General features: G+C 66.5%; 15 protein-coding genes and 1 tRNA gene. 13 read left to right on the forward strand and 3 right to left on the reverse strand.

Features of this window, described 5'->3' with window-relative positions; all coding sequences use genetic code 11:
• Positions 1–1,109, forward strand: a 1,109-nt coding sequence (locus ACWFR3_RS12320; protein WP_453734517.1) for a UDP-N-acetylmuramate dehydrogenase, incomplete at its 5' end; no start/stop codon positions are given.
• Positions 1,110–1,123: 14 nt separating this feature from the next.
• Here the strand turns inward: ACWFR3_RS12320 and ACWFR3_RS12325 are convergent.
• Entirely contained in the window at positions 1,124–1,756 is a 633-nt protein-coding gene (locus ACWFR3_RS12325) for an NAD(P)-dependent oxidoreductase (RefSeq protein WP_453734518.1), read from the reverse strand.
• Positions 1,757–1,843: 87 nt separating this feature from the next.
• Here ACWFR3_RS12325 and ACWFR3_RS12330 point away from each other — a divergent pair, with 87 nt between their 5' ends.
• Positions 1,844–2,443: a TetR/AcrR family transcriptional regulator gene (locus tag ACWFR3_RS12330; protein WP_453734519.1), complete on the forward strand. Its 600-nt coding sequence runs from the start codon at positions 1,844–1,846 to the stop codon at positions 2,441–2,443.
• On the opposite strand, the gene ACWFR3_RS12335 is transcribed toward ACWFR3_RS12330, so the two are convergent.
• Positions 2,433–3,452, reverse strand: a complete 1,020-nt coding sequence (locus tag ACWFR3_RS12335) for an adenosine deaminase (protein WP_453734520.1) — start codon at positions 3,450–3,452, stop codon at positions 2,433–2,435. The two genes, ACWFR3_RS12330 and ACWFR3_RS12335, sit on opposite strands and share 11 nt — an antisense overlap.
• A 143-nt stretch (positions 3,453–3,595) precedes the next feature.
• A complete protein-coding gene (locus ACWFR3_RS12340) occupies positions 3,596–4,822 on the reverse strand; it encodes a pyridoxal phosphate-dependent aminotransferase (RefSeq protein ID WP_453734521.1) in 1,227 nt (408 codons plus the stop codon).
• 191 nt (positions 4,823–5,013) lie between these two features.
• Here ACWFR3_RS12340 and ACWFR3_RS12345 point away from each other — a divergent pair.
• The 11 genes from ACWFR3_RS12345 (at position 5,014) to ACWFR3_RS12395 (ending at position 19,270) form a co-directional block, all read left to right on the forward strand.
• Positions 5,014–5,086 (forward strand) — tRNA-Trp (locus tag ACWFR3_RS12345).
• 105 nt (positions 5,087–5,191) lie between these two features.
• Positions 5,192–5,479 carry a preprotein translocase subunit SecE gene (gene secE / locus ACWFR3_RS12350; protein WP_190084400.1) on the forward strand — a complete coding sequence of 96 codons (288 nt, stop codon included), beginning with the start codon at positions 5,192–5,194 and terminating at the stop codon, positions 5,477–5,479.
• Positions 5,480–5,568: 89 nt separating this feature from the next.
• Positions 5,569–6,459 (forward strand): transcription termination/antitermination protein NusG, encoded by an 891-nt coding sequence (nusG, locus tag ACWFR3_RS12355; protein ID WP_453734522.1) that lies wholly within the window; start codon positions 5,569–5,571, stop codon positions 6,457–6,459.
• A gap of 175 nt (positions 6,460–6,634) precedes the next feature.
• On the forward strand, positions 6,635–7,069 hold the full coding sequence (rplK, locus tag ACWFR3_RS12360) for a 50S ribosomal protein L11 (protein ID WP_160506641.1): 435 nt from the start codon (positions 6,635–6,637) through the stop codon (positions 7,067–7,069).
• Between the two features lie 87 nt (positions 7,070–7,156).
• A complete protein-coding gene (gene rplA, locus ACWFR3_RS12365) occupies positions 7,157–7,879 on the forward strand; it encodes a 50S ribosomal protein L1 (protein ID WP_453734523.1) in 723 nt (240 codons plus the stop codon).
• A gap of 156 nt (positions 7,880–8,035) precedes the next feature.
• The gene (locus ACWFR3_RS12370; RefSeq protein ID WP_453734524.1) at positions 8,036–8,926 is read left to right on the forward strand and encodes a hypothetical protein; all 891 of its coding nucleotides are present in this window, start codon (positions 8,036–8,038) and stop codon (positions 8,924–8,926) included.
• Between the two features lie 65 nt (positions 8,927–8,991).
• A complete protein-coding gene (locus tag ACWFR3_RS12375; RefSeq protein WP_453734525.1) occupies positions 8,992–9,942 on the forward strand; it encodes a hypothetical protein in 951 nt (316 codons plus the stop codon).
• Between the two features lie 261 nt (positions 9,943–10,203).
• On the forward strand, positions 10,204–10,734 hold the full coding sequence (rplJ, locus tag ACWFR3_RS12380) for a 50S ribosomal protein L10 (protein ID WP_453734526.1): 531 nt from the start codon (positions 10,204–10,206) through the stop codon (positions 10,732–10,734).
• A gap of 113 nt (positions 10,735–10,847) precedes the next feature.
• Complete coding sequence (gene rplL, locus ACWFR3_RS12385; protein ID WP_453734527.1) at positions 10,848–11,228, forward strand: 50S ribosomal protein L7/L12; 381 nt, start codon at positions 10,848–10,850, stop codon at positions 11,226–11,228.
• A gap of 560 nt (positions 11,229–11,788) precedes the next feature.
• Positions 11,789–15,274: a DNA-directed RNA polymerase subunit beta gene (rpoB, locus tag ACWFR3_RS12390; RefSeq protein WP_351170398.1), complete on the forward strand. Its 3,486-nt coding sequence runs from the start codon at positions 11,789–11,791 to the stop codon at positions 15,272–15,274.
• A 96-nt stretch (positions 15,275–15,370) separates the two neighbouring features.
• Complete coding sequence (locus ACWFR3_RS12395; RefSeq protein WP_453734528.1) at positions 15,371–19,270, forward strand: DNA-directed RNA polymerase subunit beta'; 3,900 nt, start codon at positions 15,371–15,373, stop codon at positions 19,268–19,270.
• The last annotated feature ends 87 nt before the right edge of the window (positions 19,271–19,357 follow it).

Here is a 19,357-nt window from a genome sequence, read left to right on the forward strand (position 1 = left end):
ACGGGCGGTGCCCCCGCCCGAGCGGCGGGGCCACGGACCGTACTCTTGAGCACGTGCAGGAACTCCACGATGCCCCCCTCGCCCCGCTGACCACCTTCCGCCTCGGCGGTCCCGCGGCCCGTCTGATCACCGCGACGACCGACGCCGAGGTGATCGCCGCCGTCCGCGAAGCCGACGACTCCGGGACCCCGCTGCTGATCGTCGGCGGCGGCTCGAACCTCGTCATCGGGGACAAGGGCTTCGACGGCACCGCGCTGCGCATCGCCACGAAGGGCTTCGAACTCGACGGGACGAAGCTGGAGTTGGCGGCCGGCGAGGTGTGGACCGACGCGGTGGCCCGCGTCGTGGAGGCCGGGCTCGCGGGCATCGAGTGCCTCGCCGGGATCCCCGGCTCCGCGGGAGCGACGCCGATCCAGAACGTGGGGGCGTACGGCCAGGAGGTCTCGTCGACCATCACCGAAGTGATCGCGTACGACAGGACGACGCACGAGACGGTCGCCGTCACGAACGCCGAGTGCGACTTCTCGTACCGTCACAGCCGTTTCAAGGCCGAGCCCGACCGCTTCGTGGTGCTGCGCGTCCGCTTCGCCCTTGAGGACGCCCAGGGGATGAGCGCCCCCCTCAAGTACCCGGAGACGGCGCGCACCCTCGGCGTCGAGGCGGGAGACCGGGTTCCGGCGGCCGTCGCCCGCGAGACCGTACTGAAGCTGCGCGCGGGCAAGGGCATGGTGCTCGACCCCGAGGACCACGACAGCTGGTCGGCCGGGTCCTTCTTCACCAACCCGATCCTCACGGAGGAGGAGTTCGCCGCCTTCCACGCGCGCGTGGTGGACCGTCTGGGCCCGGAGGTGGCACCCCCCGCCTTCCCGACGGACGACGGCCGCGTGAAGACCTCCGCGGCCTGGCTCATCGACAAGGCGGGCTTCACCAAGGGCTACGGAACGGGCCCGGCCCGCATCTCCACCAAGCACACCCTCGCCCTCACCAACCGCGGCGGCGCGACCACGGAGGACCTCTTGGCCCTCGCCCGTGAGGTCGTCGCCGGAGTGCGGGAGACCTTCGGGGTCACGCTGGTCAACGAGCCGGTGACGGTGGGCGTCAGCCTCTGAGGCCCGACGGGCGGCTAGTAGGCCACGCCCACGCCCTGCTTCACCGTCGACACGTCGTCGACCGCCGCCAGCATCGCGTGTGCCACATCGGCCCTTCCGATGAACCGCCCGCTGGCCGGGGTGCCCCCGACGACCATGCGGTAGACGCCCGTCGCCGGCTTGTCCTGCAGCCGCGGCGGGCGCACGGACGTCCAGTCCGTCGAGCTGGCCGCCAGGTCCGCCTCCATGGCCCGCAGATCGTCGTACACCGGATTCAGGATCTTGCTGACCAGGGATCCCATGATCCGGTCGACCGCGGGCTGACGCTCGGCCGGCGGGCCGACCGGCGCCGCGCTCACCACCACCAGCCTGCGCACCCCCTCGGCCTCCATCGCGTGCACCACCGACCGCGTGAGCCCGGTCGCGATCCCCGCGTCCGCCTTCTTGCGCGGCCCGAGGCCCGAGAGGACCGCGTCCCGCCCGGTCACCGCCGCCCGCAGGGCCTCCGGATCGGTCAGGTCGGCCCGGAACACCTCCAGTCCTTCTCCCGTCACGCTCAGCCTTGCGGGGTCACGTACGACGGCCGTGACCCCGTGGCCCGCCGCGAGCGCCTGCCTGACGATCTCCCCGCCGACACCGCCGGTGGCACCGAACACCGTGAGCTTCATCGCGCACCCTCCCCAGGTGGGTAAGTATTCACTCACCACTAGGGTGAGTATTCACTCACCCATTCGTCAAGGTTGGTTGGACGGCACATGCAGCAGAAGCCCACCCGGGCCCGCATCCTGGACGCGGCGCACGACCTCATGCTCACCATCGGCCTCGCCCGTGCCACCACCAAGGAGATCGCCAAGGCGGCGGGCTGCTCCGAAGCCGCGCTCTACAAGCACTTCGCGAGCAAGGAGGAGCTGTTCGTGGCCGTCCTCCAGGAGCGGCTGCCCCGCCTCGGCCCGCTCCTGCGCCGCCTCGCCGAGGATCCGGGGGAGCGCTCCGTAGCGGACAACCTCGCCGAGATCGCCCGCCTGGCCTGCCACTTCTACGCCCAGAGCTTCCCGATCGCCGCGTCCCTCTACGCCGAGACCAAGCTCAAGCGCCGCCACGAAGACTCCATGCAGGAGATGGGCACGGGCCCGCACGTGCCCATCGAGGCCCTCGACGCCTACCTCCGCACCGAACGCGACGCAGGCCGGATCGCCTCCGGAGCCGACACTTTCGCCGCCGCCTCGCTCCTCCTGGGGGCCTGCGCCCAGCGCGCCTTCGCCTACGACTCCACGGTCGGCAAGCAACCCCCGCAGCCCGTCGAGGAGTTCGCCGCCGCCCTCGCCGGCACTCTCCTTGCGGGCATCAGCCGCTGAGCCACTCCTCGATCCCGGACAGCAGCTTCGCCTGTATGTCGACCGGGGCCGCAGAGCCGCGCACCGACTGCCGGGCGAGCTCGGCCAGGTCGCCGTCGTCGAAGGCGTGGTGCTTGCGCGCGATCTCGTACTGCGCCGCGAGCCGTGATCCGAAGAGCAGCGGGTCGTCGGCCCCCAGCGCCATCGGCACCCCGGCGTCGTACAGGGTCCGCAGCGGGACGTCCTCGGGCTTCTCGTAGACGCCGAGGGCCACGTTGGACGCCGGGCACACCTCGCAGGTCACGCCCCGCTCGGCGAGCCGCTTCAGGAGCCGCGGGTCCTCGGCCGCCCGCACCCCGTGCCCGATCCGCCCGGCGTGCAGGTCGTCCAGGCAGTCCCGCACCGAGGAGGGCCCGCTGAGCTCACCGCCGTGCGGCGCCGCGAGCAGGCCGCCGTCCCGCGCGATCGCGAAGGCCCGGTCGAAGTCCCTTGCGAAGCCCCGGCGTTCGTCGTTCGAGAGCCCGAAGCCGACGATGCCGCGATCGGCGTACCGCACGGCGAGCCGTGCCAGCGTGCGGGCGTCCAGAGGGTGCTTCATGCGGTTCGCGGCGACGAGTACACGTATCCCGAGGCCGGTGTCCCGCGAGGCGCTCTCGACGGCGTCCAGGATGATTTCCAGGGCCGGGATGAGCCCGCCGAGCCGAGGCGCGTACGACGTCGGGTCGACCTGGATCTCCAGCCACCCCGAACCGTCCCGCAGATCCTCCTCCGCGGCCTCCCGCACCAGGCGCTGGATGTCCTCGGGCTCCCGCAGACAGGATCGCGCCATGTCATAGAGCCGCTGGAAGCGGAACCACCCGCGCTCATCGGTCGCCCGCAGCTGCGGAGGCTCACCGCCGGTCAGCGCCGGGGGCAGCCGCACCCCGTACTTGTCGGCGAGTTCCAGCAGGGTCGTGGGCCGCATCGACCCGGTGAAGTGCAGATGCAGATGGGCCTTCGGCAGCTCTCTTACGTCACGTACACGCTCCATTGGAGGATCTTGCCGTACGCGGGCGGCGTCCCGGAAGCCACTTCCCCCATCGTGCACATGCCCGAACGAAGAAACGGGCCGCCTCCCCGGAGTGGGGAGACGGCCCGCACGCGCGCGTGGAGCGCGAAAACTCAAGCGAGACCTCAGTCGCGGGCCTCGGCAAGCAGCTTCTGGACCCGCGAGACGCCCTCGACGAGGTCCTCGTCACCCAGGGCGTACGAAAGGCGCAGGTAACCCGGCGTCCCGAAGGCTTCGCCAGGAACGACCGCGACCTCGGCCTCCTCCAGGATCAGCGCGGCGAGCTCGACCGAGTTCTGCGGGCGCTTGCCGCGGATCTCCTTGCCGATCAGGCCCTTCACCGAGGGGTACGCGTAGAAGGCGCCCTCGGGCTCGGGGCAGAGCACGCCGTCGATGTCGTTCAGCATCCGCACGATGGTCTTGCGGCGCCGGTCGAAGGCCTCGCGCATCTTCTCGACGGCGGTCAGATCGCCGGAGACGGCCGCGATGGCGGCGACCTGCGCGACATTGGAGACGTTCGAGGTGGCGTGCGACTGCAGGTTCGTCGCGGCCTTCACGACGTCCTTCGGGCCGATGATCCACCCCACCCGCCAGCCGGTCATCGCGTACGTCTTGGCCACGCCGTTGACCACGATGCACTTGTCGCGCAGCTCGGGCAGGATCGCGGGGAGCGAGGTGAACTTCGCGTCTCCGTAGACGAGGTGTTCGTAGATCTCGTCGGTCATCACCCACAGGCCGTGCTCGACGGCCCAGCGGCCGATCGCCTCGGCGTCGGCCTCGCTGTAGACGGCACCCGTCGGGTTGGACGGCGACACGAAGAGGACGACCTTCGTGCGCTCCGTGCGAGCGGCCTCCAGCTGCTCCACCGAGACGCGGTAGCCCGTGGTCTCGTCGGCGACGACCTCGACCGGCACGCCGCCCGCGAGACGGATCGACTCGGGGTACGTCGTCCAGTAGGGAGCCGGGACGATGACCTCGTCGCCCGGGTCGAGGATCGCGGCGAACGCCTGGTAGATCGCCTGCTTGCCGCCGTTGGTCACCAGGATCTGCGAGGCGTCGACCTCGTACCCGGAGTCGCGCAGCGTCTTCGCGGCGATCGCGGACTTGAGCTCGGGGAGCCCGCCGGCCGGGGTGTAGCGGTGGTACTTCGGGTTCTTGCAGGCCTCGACGGCGGCTTCGACGATGTAGTCGGGCGTCGGGAAGTCGGGCTCGCCCGCGCCGAAACCGATCACCGGTCGCCCGGCGGCCTTGAGGGCCTTCGCCTTGGCGTCGACGGCGAGGGTCGCGGACTCGGAGATCGCGCCGATGCGGGCGGAGACCCGGCGCTCGGTGGGAGAAGTGGAAGCGCTCATCGCCCCATCGTTCCAGACCTGAAAGACCCCCGGCACGCGGGATTCAGATGTTCGACAAGGCCATCGGATCTGTTTCTGTTCGACGGGGCGCCGCAGAACACGTACACTCACTGCTCGTTGGCCCTCACCGGCCGCACCCTCTCCTCGCACTCTGTGCAGCCGGGCGGATGCGGTAGGTTGGGGGAAATCAAAGGGTCGTAGCTCAATTGGTAGAGCACTGGTCTCCAAAACCAGCGGTTGGGGGTTCAAGTCCCTCCGGCCCTGCTACACACTCCTCTCGGATGTGTGCGCATGTACGTACTGCATTGCACCGCCGTGCGGCTCATACCGGGCGCGGCACGGCCACGACCCGGAATCAGGTGAGGACGAGTGACGGACGCCGTGGGCTCCATCGACATGCCTGATGCCCAGGACGAGGCGCCGGAGTCCAAGAAGAAGGCCCGCAAGGGCGGCAAGCGCGGCAAGAAGGGCCCCTTCGGCCGTCTCGCGCTCTTCTACCGCCAGATCGTCGCGGAACTCCGCAAGGTCGTCTGGCCGACTCGCAGTCAGCTCACGACGTACACCACCGTGGTGATTGTCTTCGTCGTCATCATGATCGGTCTTGTGACCGTGATTGACTATGGGTTCAACCAGGCCGTCAAGTACGTCTTCGGCTGAGCCGATGGCACAGCCAAGAGCGAAGGGCGCCGTACCCGGCGCCCGTTTCGCGCGTTCCACCCCTCTGTATCCAGGAAGAAGCAGCCACCGTGTCTGACCCGAACCTGAACGACGCCATCGAGTCGGCGGAGTCCGTGGAGGACAAGCTCGACATCGTCGAGGCGGCGGACGCCGAGGACCCGGACCAGGCCGAGGCTGCTGACGCCGCCGCGGGCGTACCCGCCGAAGAGTCGGCCCTGCACGTCGAGCCCGAAGCCGAGTCTGCGGACGCCGACGAGACCGACGAGGACGGCGAGAGCGCCGCCGATGACGAGACCGAAGAGGCCGCCGAGTCCGCGGAGGACGAGGAGGAGGCCGAGCCGGTCGACCCGATCGTGGCCCTGCGCGACGAGCTGCGCACCCTCCCCGGCGAGTGGTACGTCATCCACACCTACGCCGGTTACGAGAACCGCGTGAAGACCAACCTCGAGCAGCGTGCCGTCTCGCTGAACGTCGAGGACTTCATCTTCCAGGCCGAGGTGCCGCAGGAAGAGGTCGCGCAGATCAAGAACGGCGAGCGCAAGACCATCCGTCAGAACAAGCTCCCCGGATACGTCCTGGTGCGCATGGACCTGACGAACGAGTCCTGGGGCGTCGTCCGCAACACCCCCGGCGTCACCGGCTTCGTGGGCAACGCCTACGACCCGTACCCGCTGACCCTGGACGAGATCGTGAAGATGCTCGCCCCCGAGGCCGAGGAGAAGGCGGCCCGCGAGGCTGCCGAGGCCGAGGGCAAGCCGGCTCCGTCCCGCAAGGTCGAGGTCCAGGTCCTCGACTTCGAGGTCGGCGACTCGGTCACCGTCACCGACGGTCCGTTCGCGACGCTGCAGGCGACGATCAACGAGATCAACGCCGACTCGAAGAAGGTCAAGGGTCTCGTCGAGATCTTCGGCCGCGAGACCCCGGTCGAGCTCAGCTTCGACCAGATCCAGAAGAACTAGCCTCCGCGGCTTCCTCTGGAACACACGCCTCCGACCAGGTCAGACGGGCTCTCAAAGCCTGTCTGACCTGCTCGGTTTTTGGCCGCGTGACGATACCCGTTATCGTGGTGCGGTATGCCTCCATCCGGATGACTGGATGAAGGCTGGAAACTCTCACTAGGACCCGGAGAGAGCAATGCCTCCCAAGAAGAAGAAGGTCACGGGGCTTATCAAGCTCCAGATCCAGGCCGGCGCAGCCAACCCGGCCCCGCCGGTCGGCCCCGCGCTGGGCCAGCACGGCGTCAACATCATGGAGTTCTGCAAGGCCTACAACGCCGCGACCGAGTCGCAGCGTGGCTGGGTCATCCCGGTGGAGATCACGGTCTACGAAGACCGCTCCTTCACCTTCGTGACCAAGACTCCGCCGGCCGCCAAGATGATCCTCAAGGCCGCGGGTGTCGAGAAGGGCTCCGGCGAGCCGCACAAGACCAAGGTCGCCAAGATCACCGAGGCGCAGGTCCGCGAGATCGCCACCACCAAGATGGAAGACCTCAACGCCAACGACCTGGACGCCGCGTCGAAGATCATCGCCGGCACCGCCCGTTCCATGGGCATCACGGTCGAGGGCTGAGAGCTTTCCCCGTCTGACCTTTCTCAGTGGTAGGGCCAAGCGCTGGTCCACACCACGACTCCACACTTGAAACCAACAGGAGCAGAAGTGAAGCGCAGCAAGACTCTCCGCGCTGCGGACGCCAAGATCGACCGGGACAAGCTCTACGCCCCGCTCGAGGCCGTCCGTCTCGCCAAGGAGACCTCCTCGACCAAGTTCGACGGCACCGTCGAGGTCGCCTTCCGCCTGGGTGTCGACCCGCGCAAGGCCGACCAGATGGTCCGTGGCACCGTGAACCTCCCGCACGGCACCGGCAAGACCGCCCGGGTCCTGGTCTTCGCGACCGGTGACCGTGCTGCGGCCGCGGAAGCCGCTGGGGCCGACATCGTCGGCGCCGACGAGCTCATCGACGAGGTCGCCAAGGGTCGCCTGGACTTCGACGCCGTCGTCGCCACCCCGGACCTCATGGGCAAGGTCGGCCGCCTCGGCCGCGTGCTCGGCCCGCGTGGTCTGATGCCGAACCCGAAGACCGGCACCGTGACCCCCGACGTCGTGAAGGCTGTCAACGACATCAAGGGCGGCAAGATCGAGTTCCGCGTCGACAAGCACTCGAACCTGCACTTCATCATCGGCAAGGTCTCCTTCGACGAGACCAAGCTGGTGGAGAACTACGCCGCGGCCCTGGAGGAGATCCTCCGTCTGAAGCCGTCGGCCGCCAAGGGTCGCTACATCAAGAAGGCCGCCATCGCCACCACGATGGGCCCCGGCATTCCGCTGGACAGCAACCGCACCCGCAACCTCCTCACCGAGGAGGACCCGGCCGCCGTCTGAATCTGACGGCAGTCGCGTCGTGTACGCGTTTGTGATGACGGGCCCCGCAACCTTTCGAGGTGCGGGGCCCGTCCTCGTATTAGTACGTGTTCCTCAGCGCTTTCGGGGGACTGCACTAGCGTGCGGGATTCACACGAGTACAAGGGGTGGGATGTCATGAACAGCACGACAAAGCGACGCGCTGGTCTGTCGATCGCGGTGGCCGCCGCGCTGACCGGGGTCGCGGCCTGTGGCTCCTCCGGCGGTGACGGTGAAGGGAAGAGCAAGGGCGAGGATTCGGTGGCCCTCAGCCCGATAGCCGCCCTGCGCACCATCGAGGACAAGACCGACGATGCCGACTCGGCCAAGATCGAGGGCAAGACGGTCATGGGCAGCAAGATGTCGATGGACATGACCGGCGCCATGGAGTGGTCGGACGGCATCACCGGCAACATGACGGCGACGCTCACGGGCGGAACCCAGGCCGAGCAGATGGAGCAGATGGGGCAGTCGAAGATCGACTACCGCTATCTGAAGAACGGGTTCTACGCGAACATGGGCGACAAGTTCGCTCAGCAGGCGGGCGGCGGCAAGCACTGGATCGAGTACGACTACGCCACCCTGGCCGAGATAAGCGGCGCTGCCGGTGATGCCTTCAAGGATCAGATGCAGAACTCCACCCCGAACCAGTCGGTCAAGATGCTGCTCGCCTCGGGTGACGTGAAGCGCGTGGGGGAGGAGACCGTGCGCGGGACGAAGACGACCCACTACTCCGGGACCGTCGATGCCGCGGACTTCACCGGCAAGAACTCGGATCTCGACGCCGAGCAGATGGCCGAGCTCAGGAAGCAGTTCAAGCAGGTGGGTCTCAGCAAGCAGACCATCGACATCTGGGTCGACGGCGACGACCTGCTGGTCAAGAAGGCCGAGAAGGGCGAGATGGCCGACGGCGACTTCTCCCAGACCGCCTACTACAGCGACTACGGGACCCCCGTGTCCGTGGAGAAGCCCGCTGCCTCGGACACCATGAGCTTCAAGGACCTCATGAACCAGCAGCCGCAGGCCTGAACTCGACTGTCGGGTATTCTCACCAAACCTAAATGTGTCGATCATGTGTTCCTAGGGGTGGGGTCATGACTGTGAAGAGAGTGGCGGGCGCTGTGCTCGCGACCGCGTTGCTGTGTACCGGTGCGGTGGCCTGTGGAGGCTCCGACGGCGGCAAGAAGACGGGGGCGGACTCGGGGGAGACGCAGTCCCGGTCGAAGGTCACCGAGGTCATCACGGCGGCGTACGAGAAGACCTCGAAGGCGAAGTCGGCCAAGGTCGAGATGACGATGACGGCACCGGCGTCGATGGGCGGCGGCGCGGGCGACATGAAGATGTCCGGCGTCATGGGCTGGGATCCGACGGTCATGGATCTGACGATGTCGGGTTCGGCGCTCACGGAGGGCGACCCGGAGGCCCCGGAGAAGGTCCGGATGCTCTGGCAGGACGACGTGATGTACATGGACATGGGGGCCGCCGCCGCCAAGGACATGGACGGCAAGCAGTGGATGAAGATGGATCTGAACGCCATCGCCGAGCAGGCCGGTGACGAAAAGATCGCCAAGCAGATGACCAGCGGTCTGGAGAACATGAACCAGGACCCGGCGCAGCAACTGGCCCTGCTTCTGGAATCGCCGAACCTGAAGCACGTCGGCTCCTCGAAGGTCGACGGCGTGCAGGCCCAGCGTTACAAGGGCCGGCTCACCGTCAAGGAAATGATGGAGACGAATAAGGACCTCGACGACATGCTCAGCAAGAAGGAGCGTGAGGAGCTTTACAAGAGTGCCGAGAAATCCGGTATGAAGGGCTACGACACCGAGGTCTGGGTCAACGAGGACGACTATCCGGTCCGCATGGATGTCGGCATGAAGTTCCCCCAGGGCACGATGAAGATGTCCGTGAAGCTTTCGGACTACGGCACCAGCGCCAAGGTCAGCGCCCCGCCGGCCGGGGAGACCTTCGACCTGATGGAGATGTTCAAGGAGCTCGGCAAGGGCGGCTCGGGCGGCCTGGGGGACGCCACCGACAGCGGCCTCTGAGCCGATTTGCCTGACGCGAACCCGTTCGCGTACTCTTCCACAGAAGCCAAAGACCGCTGGTCGTTGCCGTGTGCTCGCAAGAGGACGCGGTGGCCGAAGGATCCGCTGAAACTGCGGACGACCCGCGCAGGTGACTGTGGTTGTGCTCCCGGACGGGTTTCCGTCGGGTCGAGCTCACGCCCCGTGCGCCTGCGCCGGGGCGTTTTGTTTTGTCAGCCCCTTCTGAGCGGTCCTCATCACCCGGAAGGAGGCTGACGCTCTATGCCGACGCCCGACAAGGCTGCCGCGGTAGCCGAGCTCACGGACAAGTTCCGCAGCTCGAACGCCGCCGTGCTGACCGAGTACCGGGGTCTCACCGTGGCGCAGCTCAAGCAGCTGCGCCGCTCCCTCGGTGAGAACTCCGAGTACGCCGTGGTGAAGAACACGCTGACCAAGATCGCGGCCAACGAGGCCGGGATCAACACGCTGGACGACCTGTTCTCGGGTCCGACGGCGGTTGCCTTCGTCACCGGTGACCCGGTGGAGTCGGCGAAGGGTCTTCGTGACTTCGCCAAGGACAACCCCAACCTCATCATCAAGGGCGGTGTCCTTGACGGTAAGGCGCTGTCCGCCGATGAGTTCAAGAAGCTCGCGGACCTCGAGTCCCGCGAGGTTCTGCTCAGCAAGCTGGCCGGCGCGCTGAAGGGCAAGCAGACGCAGACTGCGCAGCTCTTCCAGGCGCTGCCGTCGAAGTTCGTCCGCACCGCGGAGGCGCTTCGTGCCAAGCAGGCCGAGCAGGGCGGTGCCGAGTAATTCGGCTCGCGCATTGATCGCCGCCCGTTAGGGCGACGGTCGCAGCGGGCCACACGTACGCCCGCCTTCATATACACCCGGCACCAGCCGAATTAGTGGAAGGATCGCCCATCATGGCGAAGCTCAGCCAGGAAGACCTGCTTGCCCAGTTCGAGGAGCTCACCCTCATCGAGCTCTCCGAGTTCGTGAAGGCCTTCGAGGAGAAGTTCGACGTCACCGCCGCCGCGGCCGTCGCCGCCGCCCCGGCCGGCCCGGCCGCCGCCGCCGAGGCCCCGGAGGAGCAGGACGAGTTCGACGTCATCCTCACCGGCGCCGGCGAGAAGAAGATCCAGGTCATCAAGGTCGTGCGCGAGCTCACCTCCCTGGGTCTCAAGGAGGCCAAGGACCTCGTCGACGGCACCCCGAAGCCGGTCCTCGAGAAGGTCGCCAAGGAGGCCGCCGAGAAGGCTGCCGAGTCCCTCAAGGCTGCCGGCGCCTCGGTCGAGGTCAAGTAACCTCGCGAGTCGTCTGACTCCTTTCAGGTGCTGCTCAGGCAGTGCCGCGCCAAGGGCGATCACCCATCTGGGTGGTCGCCCTTCGGCGTTCTCCGGCTCACCCCTACGGCTGCCTTGCGCTGTCGGTCCCGACGAGTATGGTGATCTTCGTCGTGCCTTGGGACGGCCGTGACGGTGACGATCCGAGAGCCAAGTCGGGGCAGGGGGGCCTTGACGAACCGCACGCAGCGCGCAATTCTCAGGACGCGTCGTCACAACGATCCGGATCCGAGGCATGGATCGGCGGCGAAGAGGGCAGTATCGATGTGCATCGAGGGCGTGGCTTGCAGCAGGGGTTGAGAACAACGAGGGTCTCCCAGAACCCGCACTGGACATCAGTGGGCCAACTGGCTACACTGACCCTTTGCGCTGCCTGTTAGCTGCCTCCTGCCCGTCACCAGGGGCATGCCCATGCTTGAGCACTGTGGACCGAATCTTCCCTGACCAGGGAATTCTGTCCCCCTGTCCAGCCTGGGACCGGTACGCGCGTAGTGAGTCCGAGCCCTCGGAAGGACCCCCTCTTGGCCGCCTCGCGCACTGCCTCGACCGCGAATACGAACAACGGCGCCAGCACCGCCCCGCTGCGCATCTCCTTTGCAAAGATCAGGGAGCCCCTCGAGGTTCCGAACCTTCTTGCGCTGCAGACCGAGAGCTTTGACTGGCTGCTCGGGAATGAAGCCTGGAAGGGTCGTGTCGAGGCGGCTCTCGACAGTGGACAGGACGTCCCCACCAAGTCCGGTCTGGAGGAGATCTTCGAGGAGATCTCTCCGATCGAGGACTTCTCCGGGTCGATGTCCCTGACGTTCCGCGACCACCGTTTTGAGCCCCCGAAGAACTCCATCGACGAGTGCAAGGAGCGCGACTTCACGTTCGCCGCCCCGCTCTTCGTCACCGCTGAGTTCACCAACAACGAGACCGGCGAGATCAAGTCCCAGACGGTCTTCATGGGCGATTTCCCGCTCATGACGAACAAGGGCACCTTCGTCATCAACGGCACCGAGCGTGTCGTCGTGTCGCAGCTGGTCCGTTCGCCGGGTGTCTACTTCGATTCCTCGATCGACAAGACGTCCGACAAGGACATCTTCTCCGCCAAGATCATCCCGTCCCGGGGTGCCTGGCTGGAGATGGAGATCGACAAGCGCGACATGGTCGGTGTCCGCATCGACCGCAAGCGCAAGCAGTCGGTCACCGTTCTGCTCAAGGCTCTCGGTTGGACGACCGAGCAGATCCTTGAGGAGTTCGGCGAGTACGAGTCCATGCGCGCCACCCTGGAGAAGGACCACACCCAGGGCCAGGACGACGCGCTGCTCGACATCTACCGCAAGCTGCGTCCCGGCGAGCCGCCGACCCGTGAGGCCGCTCAGACGCTCCTTGAGAACCTCTACTTCAACCCGAAGCGCTACGACCTCGCGAAGGTCGGCCGCTACAAGGTCAACAAGAAGCTGGGTGCGGACGCTCCGCTCGACGCGGGCATCCTCACGGTCGAGGACATCATCGCCTCGATCAAGTACCTGGTGAAGCTGCACGCCGGTGAGACCGAGACCGTTGGCGACAGCGGTACGTCGATCGTCGTCGAGACCGACGACATCGACCACTTCGGCAACCGTCGTCTGCGCAACGTCGGCGAGCTCATCCAGAACCAGGTCCGCACGGGTCTGGCTCGTATGGAGCGCGTCGTCCGCGAGCGCATGACGACTCAGGACGTCGAGGCGATCACGCCGCAGACCCTGATCAACATTCGCCCGGTCGTGGCGTCGATCAAGGAATTCTTCGGCACCTCGCAGCTGTCGCAGTTCATGGACCAGAACAACCCGCTGTCGGGTCTCACCCACAAGCGCCGTCTCTCGGCGCTTGGCCCGGGTGGTCTCTCCCGTGAGCGGGCCGGCTTCGAGGTCCGTGACGTGCACCCGTCTCACTACGGCCGTATGTGCCCGATTGAGACTCCCGAAGGCCCGAACATCGGTCTGATCGGTTCGCTCGCCTCGTACGGCCGCGTCAACGCGTTCGGCTTCGTCGAGACGCCGTACCGCAAGGTCGTCGAGGGCGTCGTCACCGACGACGTCGACTACCTCACGGCCGATGAGGAAGACCGCTTCGTTATCGCCCAGGCCAACGCCGTGCTTGGTGAGGACATGCGCTTCACCGAGTCGCGCGTCCTGGTCCGCCGTCGTGGCGGCGAGATCGACTACATCCCCGGCGACGACGTCGACTACATGGACGTCTCGCCGCGCCAGATGGTGTCGGTCGCGACCGCGATGATCCCGTTCCTCGAGCACGACGACGCCAACCGTGCCCTCATGGGCGCGAACATGATGCGTCAGGCCGTGCCGCTGATCACCGCCGAGGCTCCCCTCGTCGGCACCGGCATGGAGTACCGCTGTGCGGTCGACGCCGGTGACGTGATCAAGGCCGAGAAGGCGGGTGTGGTCCAGGAGGTCTCCGCGGACTACGTCACGGTCACGAACGACGACGGCACGTACACCACGTACCGCATCGCCAAGTTCTCCCGGTCGAACCAGGGCACCTCGGTCAACCAGAAGGTTGTCGTCGACGAGGGCGCCCGCGTGATCGAGGGCCAGGTCCTGGCCGACGGTCCCGCGACCGAAGAGGGCGAGATGGCCCTCGGCAAGAACCTGCTCGTGGCGTTCATGCCCTGGGAAGGTCACAACTACGAGGACGCGATCATCCTGTCGCAGCGCCTCGTCCAGGACGACGTCCTCTCCTCGATCCACATCGAGGAGCACGAGGTCGACGCCCGTGACACCAAGCTCGGCCCGGAGGAGATCACCCGGGACATCCCGAACGTCTCCGAAGAGGTCCTCGCCGACCTCGACGAGCGCGGCATCATCCGTATCGGTGCCGAGGTCGTCGCCGGCGACATCCTCGTCGGCAAGGTCACGCCCAAGGGTGAGACCGAGCTGACGCCGGAGGAGCGCCTGCTCCGCGCGATCTTCGGTGAGAAGGCGCGCGAGGTGCGCGACACCTCGCTGAAGGTGCCGCACGGTGAGATCGGCAAGGTCATCGGCGTACGCGTCTTCGACCGTGAAGAGGGCGACGAGCTGCCGCCGGGCGTGAACCAGCTGGTTCGTGTCTACGTGGCGCAGAAGCGCAAGATCACGGACGGCGACAAGCTCGCAGGCCGACACGGCAACAAGGGCGTCATCTCCAAGATCCTTCCGATCGAGGACATGCCCTTCCTTGAGGACGGCACGCCGGTCGACATCATCCTCAACCCGCTGGGTGTCCCGTCCCGAATGAACCCGGGTCAGGTCCTGGAGATCCACCTCGGCTGGCTCGCCAGCCAGGGCTGGGACGTCTCCGGTCTCAGCGAGGAGTGGGCGCAGAGCCTGCAGCGCATCGGCGCCGACCAGGTCGCCCCGCGGACGAACGTCGCGACCCCGGTCTTCGACGGCGCCCGCGAGGACGAGCTGACCGGCCTCCTCGAGCACACCGTCCCGAACCGCGACGGCGACCGCATGGTCCTCCCGTCCGGCAAGGCGCGACTGTTCGACGGACGCTCCGGCGAGCCGTTCCCGGACCCGATCTCGATCGGGTACATGTACATCCTCAAGCTGCACCACCTGGTCGACGACAAGCTGCACGCCCGTTCGACCGGTCCGTACTCCATGATCACCCAGCAGCCGCTGGGTGGTAAGGCTCAGTTCGGTGGTCAGCGCTTCGGTGAGATGGAGGTGTGGGCGCTGGAGGCATACGGCGCCGCATACGCCCTCCAGGAGCTGCTGACGATCAAGTCCGATGACGTGACCGGCCGCGTGAAGGTCTACGAGGCCATCGTCAAGGGCGAGAACATCCCCGAGCCCGGCATTCCCGAGTCCTTCAAGGTGCTCATCAAGGAAATGCAGTCGCTCTGCCTCAACGTGGAGGTGCTGTCCTCGGACGGCATGTCCATCGAGATGCGCGACACCGACGAGGACGTCTTCCGCGCGGCGGAGGAGCTCGGTATCGACCTGTCCCGGCGCGAGCCGAGCAGCGTCGAAGAGGTCTGACGGGTTGGCCGGCCGGACCTCGTGTCCGGCCGGCTCTCCCCGGACCCGTTCAGACCATGATTGAGACTCGACCCCGAAAGAGGGATTGACGACAAAGTGCTCGACGTCAACTTCTTCGACGAGCTGCGGATCGGCCTTGCCACCGCGGACGACATCCGACAGTGGTCCCACGGCGAGGTCAAGAAGCCGGAGACCATCAACTACCGCACGCTCAAGCCCGAAAAGGACGGACTCTTCTGCGAGAAGATCTTCGGTCCGACCCGGGACTGGGAGTGCTACTGCGGTAAGTACAAGCGTGTCCGCTTCAAGGGCATCATCTGCGAGCGCTGCGGCGTCGAGGTCACTCGCGCCAAGGTGCGTCGTGAGCGGATGGGCCACATTGAGCTGGCCGCCCCTGTCACGCACATCTGGTACTTCAAGGGCGTCCCGTCGCGCCTCGGCTACCTGCTTGATCTCGCCCCGAAGGACCTCGAAAAGGTCATCTACTTCGCGGCGTACATGATCACGTTCGTGGACGAGGAGCGCCGTACGCGTGACCTGCCCTCCCTGGAGGCGCACGTCTCCGTGGAGCGTCAGCAGGTCGAGAACCGTCGCGACTCCGACCTGGAGGCCCGCGCCAAGAAGCTCGAGACCGACCTGGCCGAGCTTGAGGCCGAGGGCGCCAAGGCCGACGTGCGCCGCAAGGTGCGCGAAGGTGCCGAGCGGGAGATGAAGCAGCTGCGTGACCGTGCGCAGCGCGAGATCGACCGTCTCGACGAGGTCTGGAACCGCTTCAAGAACCTCAAGGTCCAGGACCTGGAGGGTGACGAGCTGCTCTACCGCGAGCTGCGTGACCGCTTCGGCACGTACTTCGACGGTTCGATGGGTGCCGCTGCACTGCAGAAGCGCCTTGAGTCGTTCGACCTGGATGAGGAAGCCGAGCGCCTCCGCGAGATCATCCGTACCGGCAAGGGCCAGAAGAAGACCCGTGCGCTCAAGCGCCTCAAGGTCGTCTCCGCGTTCCTGCAGACCAGCAACAGCCCCAAGGGCATGGTGCTCGACTGCGTGCCGGTCATCCCGCCGGACCTGCGTCCGATGGTGCAGCTGGACGGTGGCCGCTTCGCGACCTCCGACCTGAACGACCTGTACCGCCGCGTCATCAACCGCAACAACCGCCTGAAGCGGCTTCTCGACCTCGGTGCTCCCGAGATCATCGTGAACAACGAGAAGCGCATGCTCCAGGAGGCCGTGGACGCCCTCTTCGACAACGGTCGTCGTGGTCGCCCGGTCACCGGTCCCGGTAACCGCCCGCTGAAGTCCCTGAGCGACATGCTCAAGGGCAAGCAGGGTCGTTTCCGTCAGAACCTTCTCGGTAAGCGTGTGGACTACTCCGCGCGTTCCGTGATCGTCGTCGGCCCGCAGCTGAAGCTGCACCAGTGTGGTCTGCCGAAGGCCATGGCACTGGAGCTCTTCAAGCCGTTCGTGATGAAGCGTCTGGTTGACCTCAACCACGCGCAGAACATCAAGAGCGCGAAGCGCATGGTCGAGCGCGGCCGCACGGTCGTGTACGACGTCCTGGAAGAGGTCATCGCCGAGCACCCGGTTCTCCTGAACCGTGCGCCGACGCTGCACCGCCTCGGCATCCAGGCCTTCGAGCCGCAGCTGGTCGAGGGCAAGGCCATTCAGATCCACCCGCTCGTCTGCACCGCGTTCAACGCGGACTTCGACGGTGACCAGATGGCCGTGCACCTGCCGCTCTCCGCGGAGGCGCAGGCCGAGGCCCGCATCCTGATGCTGTCCTCGAACAACATCCTGAAGCCGGCAGACGGCCGTCCCGTCACCATGCCGACCCAGGACATGGTTCTCGGTCTCTTCTTCCTCACGACGGACGAGGAAGAGCGCAAGGTCATCGGTGAGGGCCGTTCGTTCGGTTCCTCCGCCGAGGCGACCATGGCGTTCGACGCCAAGGAGCTCTCGCTCCAGGCGAAGGTCGACATCCGCTTCCCGGTGGGCACCATCCCGCCGCGCGGCTGGACCCCGCCGGCCGTCGAAGAGGGCGAGCCCGAGTACCAGCAGGGCGACAGCTTCCGGCTGCGTACGACCCTGGGCCGCGCGCTCTTCAACGAGCTGCTGCCCGAGGACTACCCGTTCGTCGACTACTCGGTGGGCAAGAAGCAGCTCTCCGAGATCGTCAACGACCTGGCCGAGCGCTACCCCAAGGTCATCGTGGCGGCGACGCTCGACAACCTGAAGGCGGCGGGCTTCTTCTGGGCGACCCGTTCCGGCGTCACCGTGGCCATCTCCGACGTCGTGGTCCCCGAGGCCAAGAAGGAGATCGTCGCGGGCTACGAGGCCCAGGACGAGAAGGTCCAGAAGCAGTACGAGCGCGGTCTGATCACCAAGGACGAGCGCACGCAGGAGCTCATCGCGATCTGGACCAAGGCGACCAACGAGGTTGCCGAGGCGATGAACGCGAACTTCCCCAAGACGAACCCCATCTTCATGATGGTTGACTCGGGTGCCCGAGGAAACATGATGCAGATGCGTCAGATCGCCGGTATGCGTGGTCTGGTGTCGAACGCCAAGAACGAGACGATCCCGCGCCCGATTAAGGCCTCCTTCCGTGAGGGCCTGTCGGTGCTTGAGTACTTCATCTCGACTCACGGTGCTCGTAAGGGTCTTGCGGACACGGCTCTCCGTACCGCTGACTCCGGTTACCTCACCCGTCGTCTGGTCGACGTCTCCCAGGACGTCATCATTCGCGAGGAGGACTGTGGCACCGAGCGCGGTCTGAAGCTCAAGATCGCGGTCAAGGGCGAGGACGGTGTGCTCCGCAAGACGGAGAACGTCGAGACCTCGGTGTACGCCCGCATGCTGGCCGAGGACGTCGTCATCGACGGCAAGGTCATCGCGCCGGCCAACGTCGACCTCGGTGACGTCCTGATCGACGCCCTGGTCGCCAACGGCGTCGAGGAGGTCAAGACCCGTTCGGTCCTGACCTGTGAGTCCGCGGTCGGTACCTGTGCCTTCTGCTACGGCCGTTCGCTCGCCACCGGCAAGCTGGTCGACATCGGTGAGGCGGTCGGCATCATCGCCGCCCAGTCCATCGGTGAGCCCGGCACGCAGCTGACGATGCGTACGTTCCACACCGGTGGTGTGGCCGGTGACGACATCACCCAGGGTCTGCCCCGTGTCGTCGAGCTCTTCGAGGCTCGTACGCCCAAGGGTGTCGCCCCGATCTCGGAGGCGGCAGGCCGCATCCGTATCGAGGAGACCGAGAAGACCAAGAAGATCGTCGTCACGCCGGACGACGGCAGCGACGAGACTCCCTTCCCGATCTCGAAGCGTGCCAAGGTCCTCGTGCGTGAGGGTGACCACGTCGAGGTGGGCCAGAAGCTCACCTTCGGTGCCACCAACCCGCACGACGTGCTGCGGATCCTCGGTCAGCGCGCGGTCCAGGTCCACCTGGTCGGCGAAGTCCAGAAGGTCTACAACAGCCAGGGCGTGTCGATCCACGACAAGCACATCGAGATCATCATCCGGCAGATGCTGCGCCGCGTGACGATCATCGAGTCCGGCGACGCGGAGCTGCTGCCGGGCGAGCTCGTCGAACGCTCGAAGTTCGAGACCGAGAACCGTCGTGTGGTCACGGAAGGCGGCCACCCGGCCTCCGGCCGTCCGCAGCTGATGGGTATCACCAAGGCCTCGCTGGCGACGGAGTCGTGGCTGTCCGCGGCCTCCTTCCAGGAGACGACCAGGGTCCTGACGGACGCGGCGATCAACGCCAAGTCCGACTCCCTGATCGGCCTCAAGGAGAACGTCATCATCGGTAAGCTCATCCCGGCCGGTACGGGTCTCTCCCGCTACCGCAACATCCGGGTGGAGCCGACCGAGGAAGCCAAGGCTGCGATGTACTCGGCCGTCGGTTACGACGACATCGACTACTCGCCCTTCGGCACGGGCTCCGGCCAGGCTGTTCCGCTGGAGGACTACGACTACGGGCCTTACAACCAGTAGGCGTTGGTCGGTAGTTGCTTGAGTTGAACTGAAGGGCGCTCACTCCGTATTTGCGGGGTGGGCGCCCTTCGGCGTTTCAGCGCACGG

Source organism: Streptomyces sp. NPDC055189 (assembly GCF_053606765.1).

What these genes read in the sequence shown, in the direction of transcription:
- ACWFR3_RS12325 (WP_453734518.1), bottom strand. Translation starts at nt 1,756, where the DNA reads ATGAAGCTCACGGTGTTCGGTGCCACCGGCGGTGTCGGCGGGGAGATC.
- ACWFR3_RS12330 (WP_453734519.1), top strand. Translation starts at nt 1,844, where the DNA reads ATGCAGCAGAAGCCCACCCGGGCCCGCATCCTGGACGCGGCGCACGAC.
- ACWFR3_RS12335 (WP_453734520.1), bottom strand. Translation starts at nt 3,452, where the DNA reads ATGGAGCGTGTACGTGACGTAAGAGAGCTGCCGAAGGCCCATCTGCAT.
- ACWFR3_RS12340 (WP_453734521.1), bottom strand. Translation starts at nt 4,822, where the DNA reads ATGAGCGCTTCCACTTCTCCCACCGAGCGCCGGGTCTCCGCCCGCATC.
- rplK (WP_160506641.1), top strand. Translation starts at nt 6,635, where the DNA reads ATGCCTCCCAAGAAGAAGAAGGTCACGGGGCTTATCAAGCTCCAGATC.
- ACWFR3_RS12370 (WP_453734524.1), top strand. Translation starts at nt 8,036, where the DNA reads ATGAACAGCACGACAAAGCGACGCGCTGGTCTGTCGATCGCGGTGGCC.
- ACWFR3_RS12375 (WP_453734525.1), top strand. Translation starts at nt 8,992, where the DNA reads ATGACTGTGAAGAGAGTGGCGGGCGCTGTGCTCGCGACCGCGTTGCTG.
- rplJ (WP_453734526.1), top strand. Translation starts at nt 10,204, where the DNA reads ATGCCGACGCCCGACAAGGCTGCCGCGGTAGCCGAGCTCACGGACAAG.
- rplL (WP_453734527.1), top strand. Translation starts at nt 10,848, where the DNA reads ATGGCGAAGCTCAGCCAGGAAGACCTGCTTGCCCAGTTCGAGGAGCTC.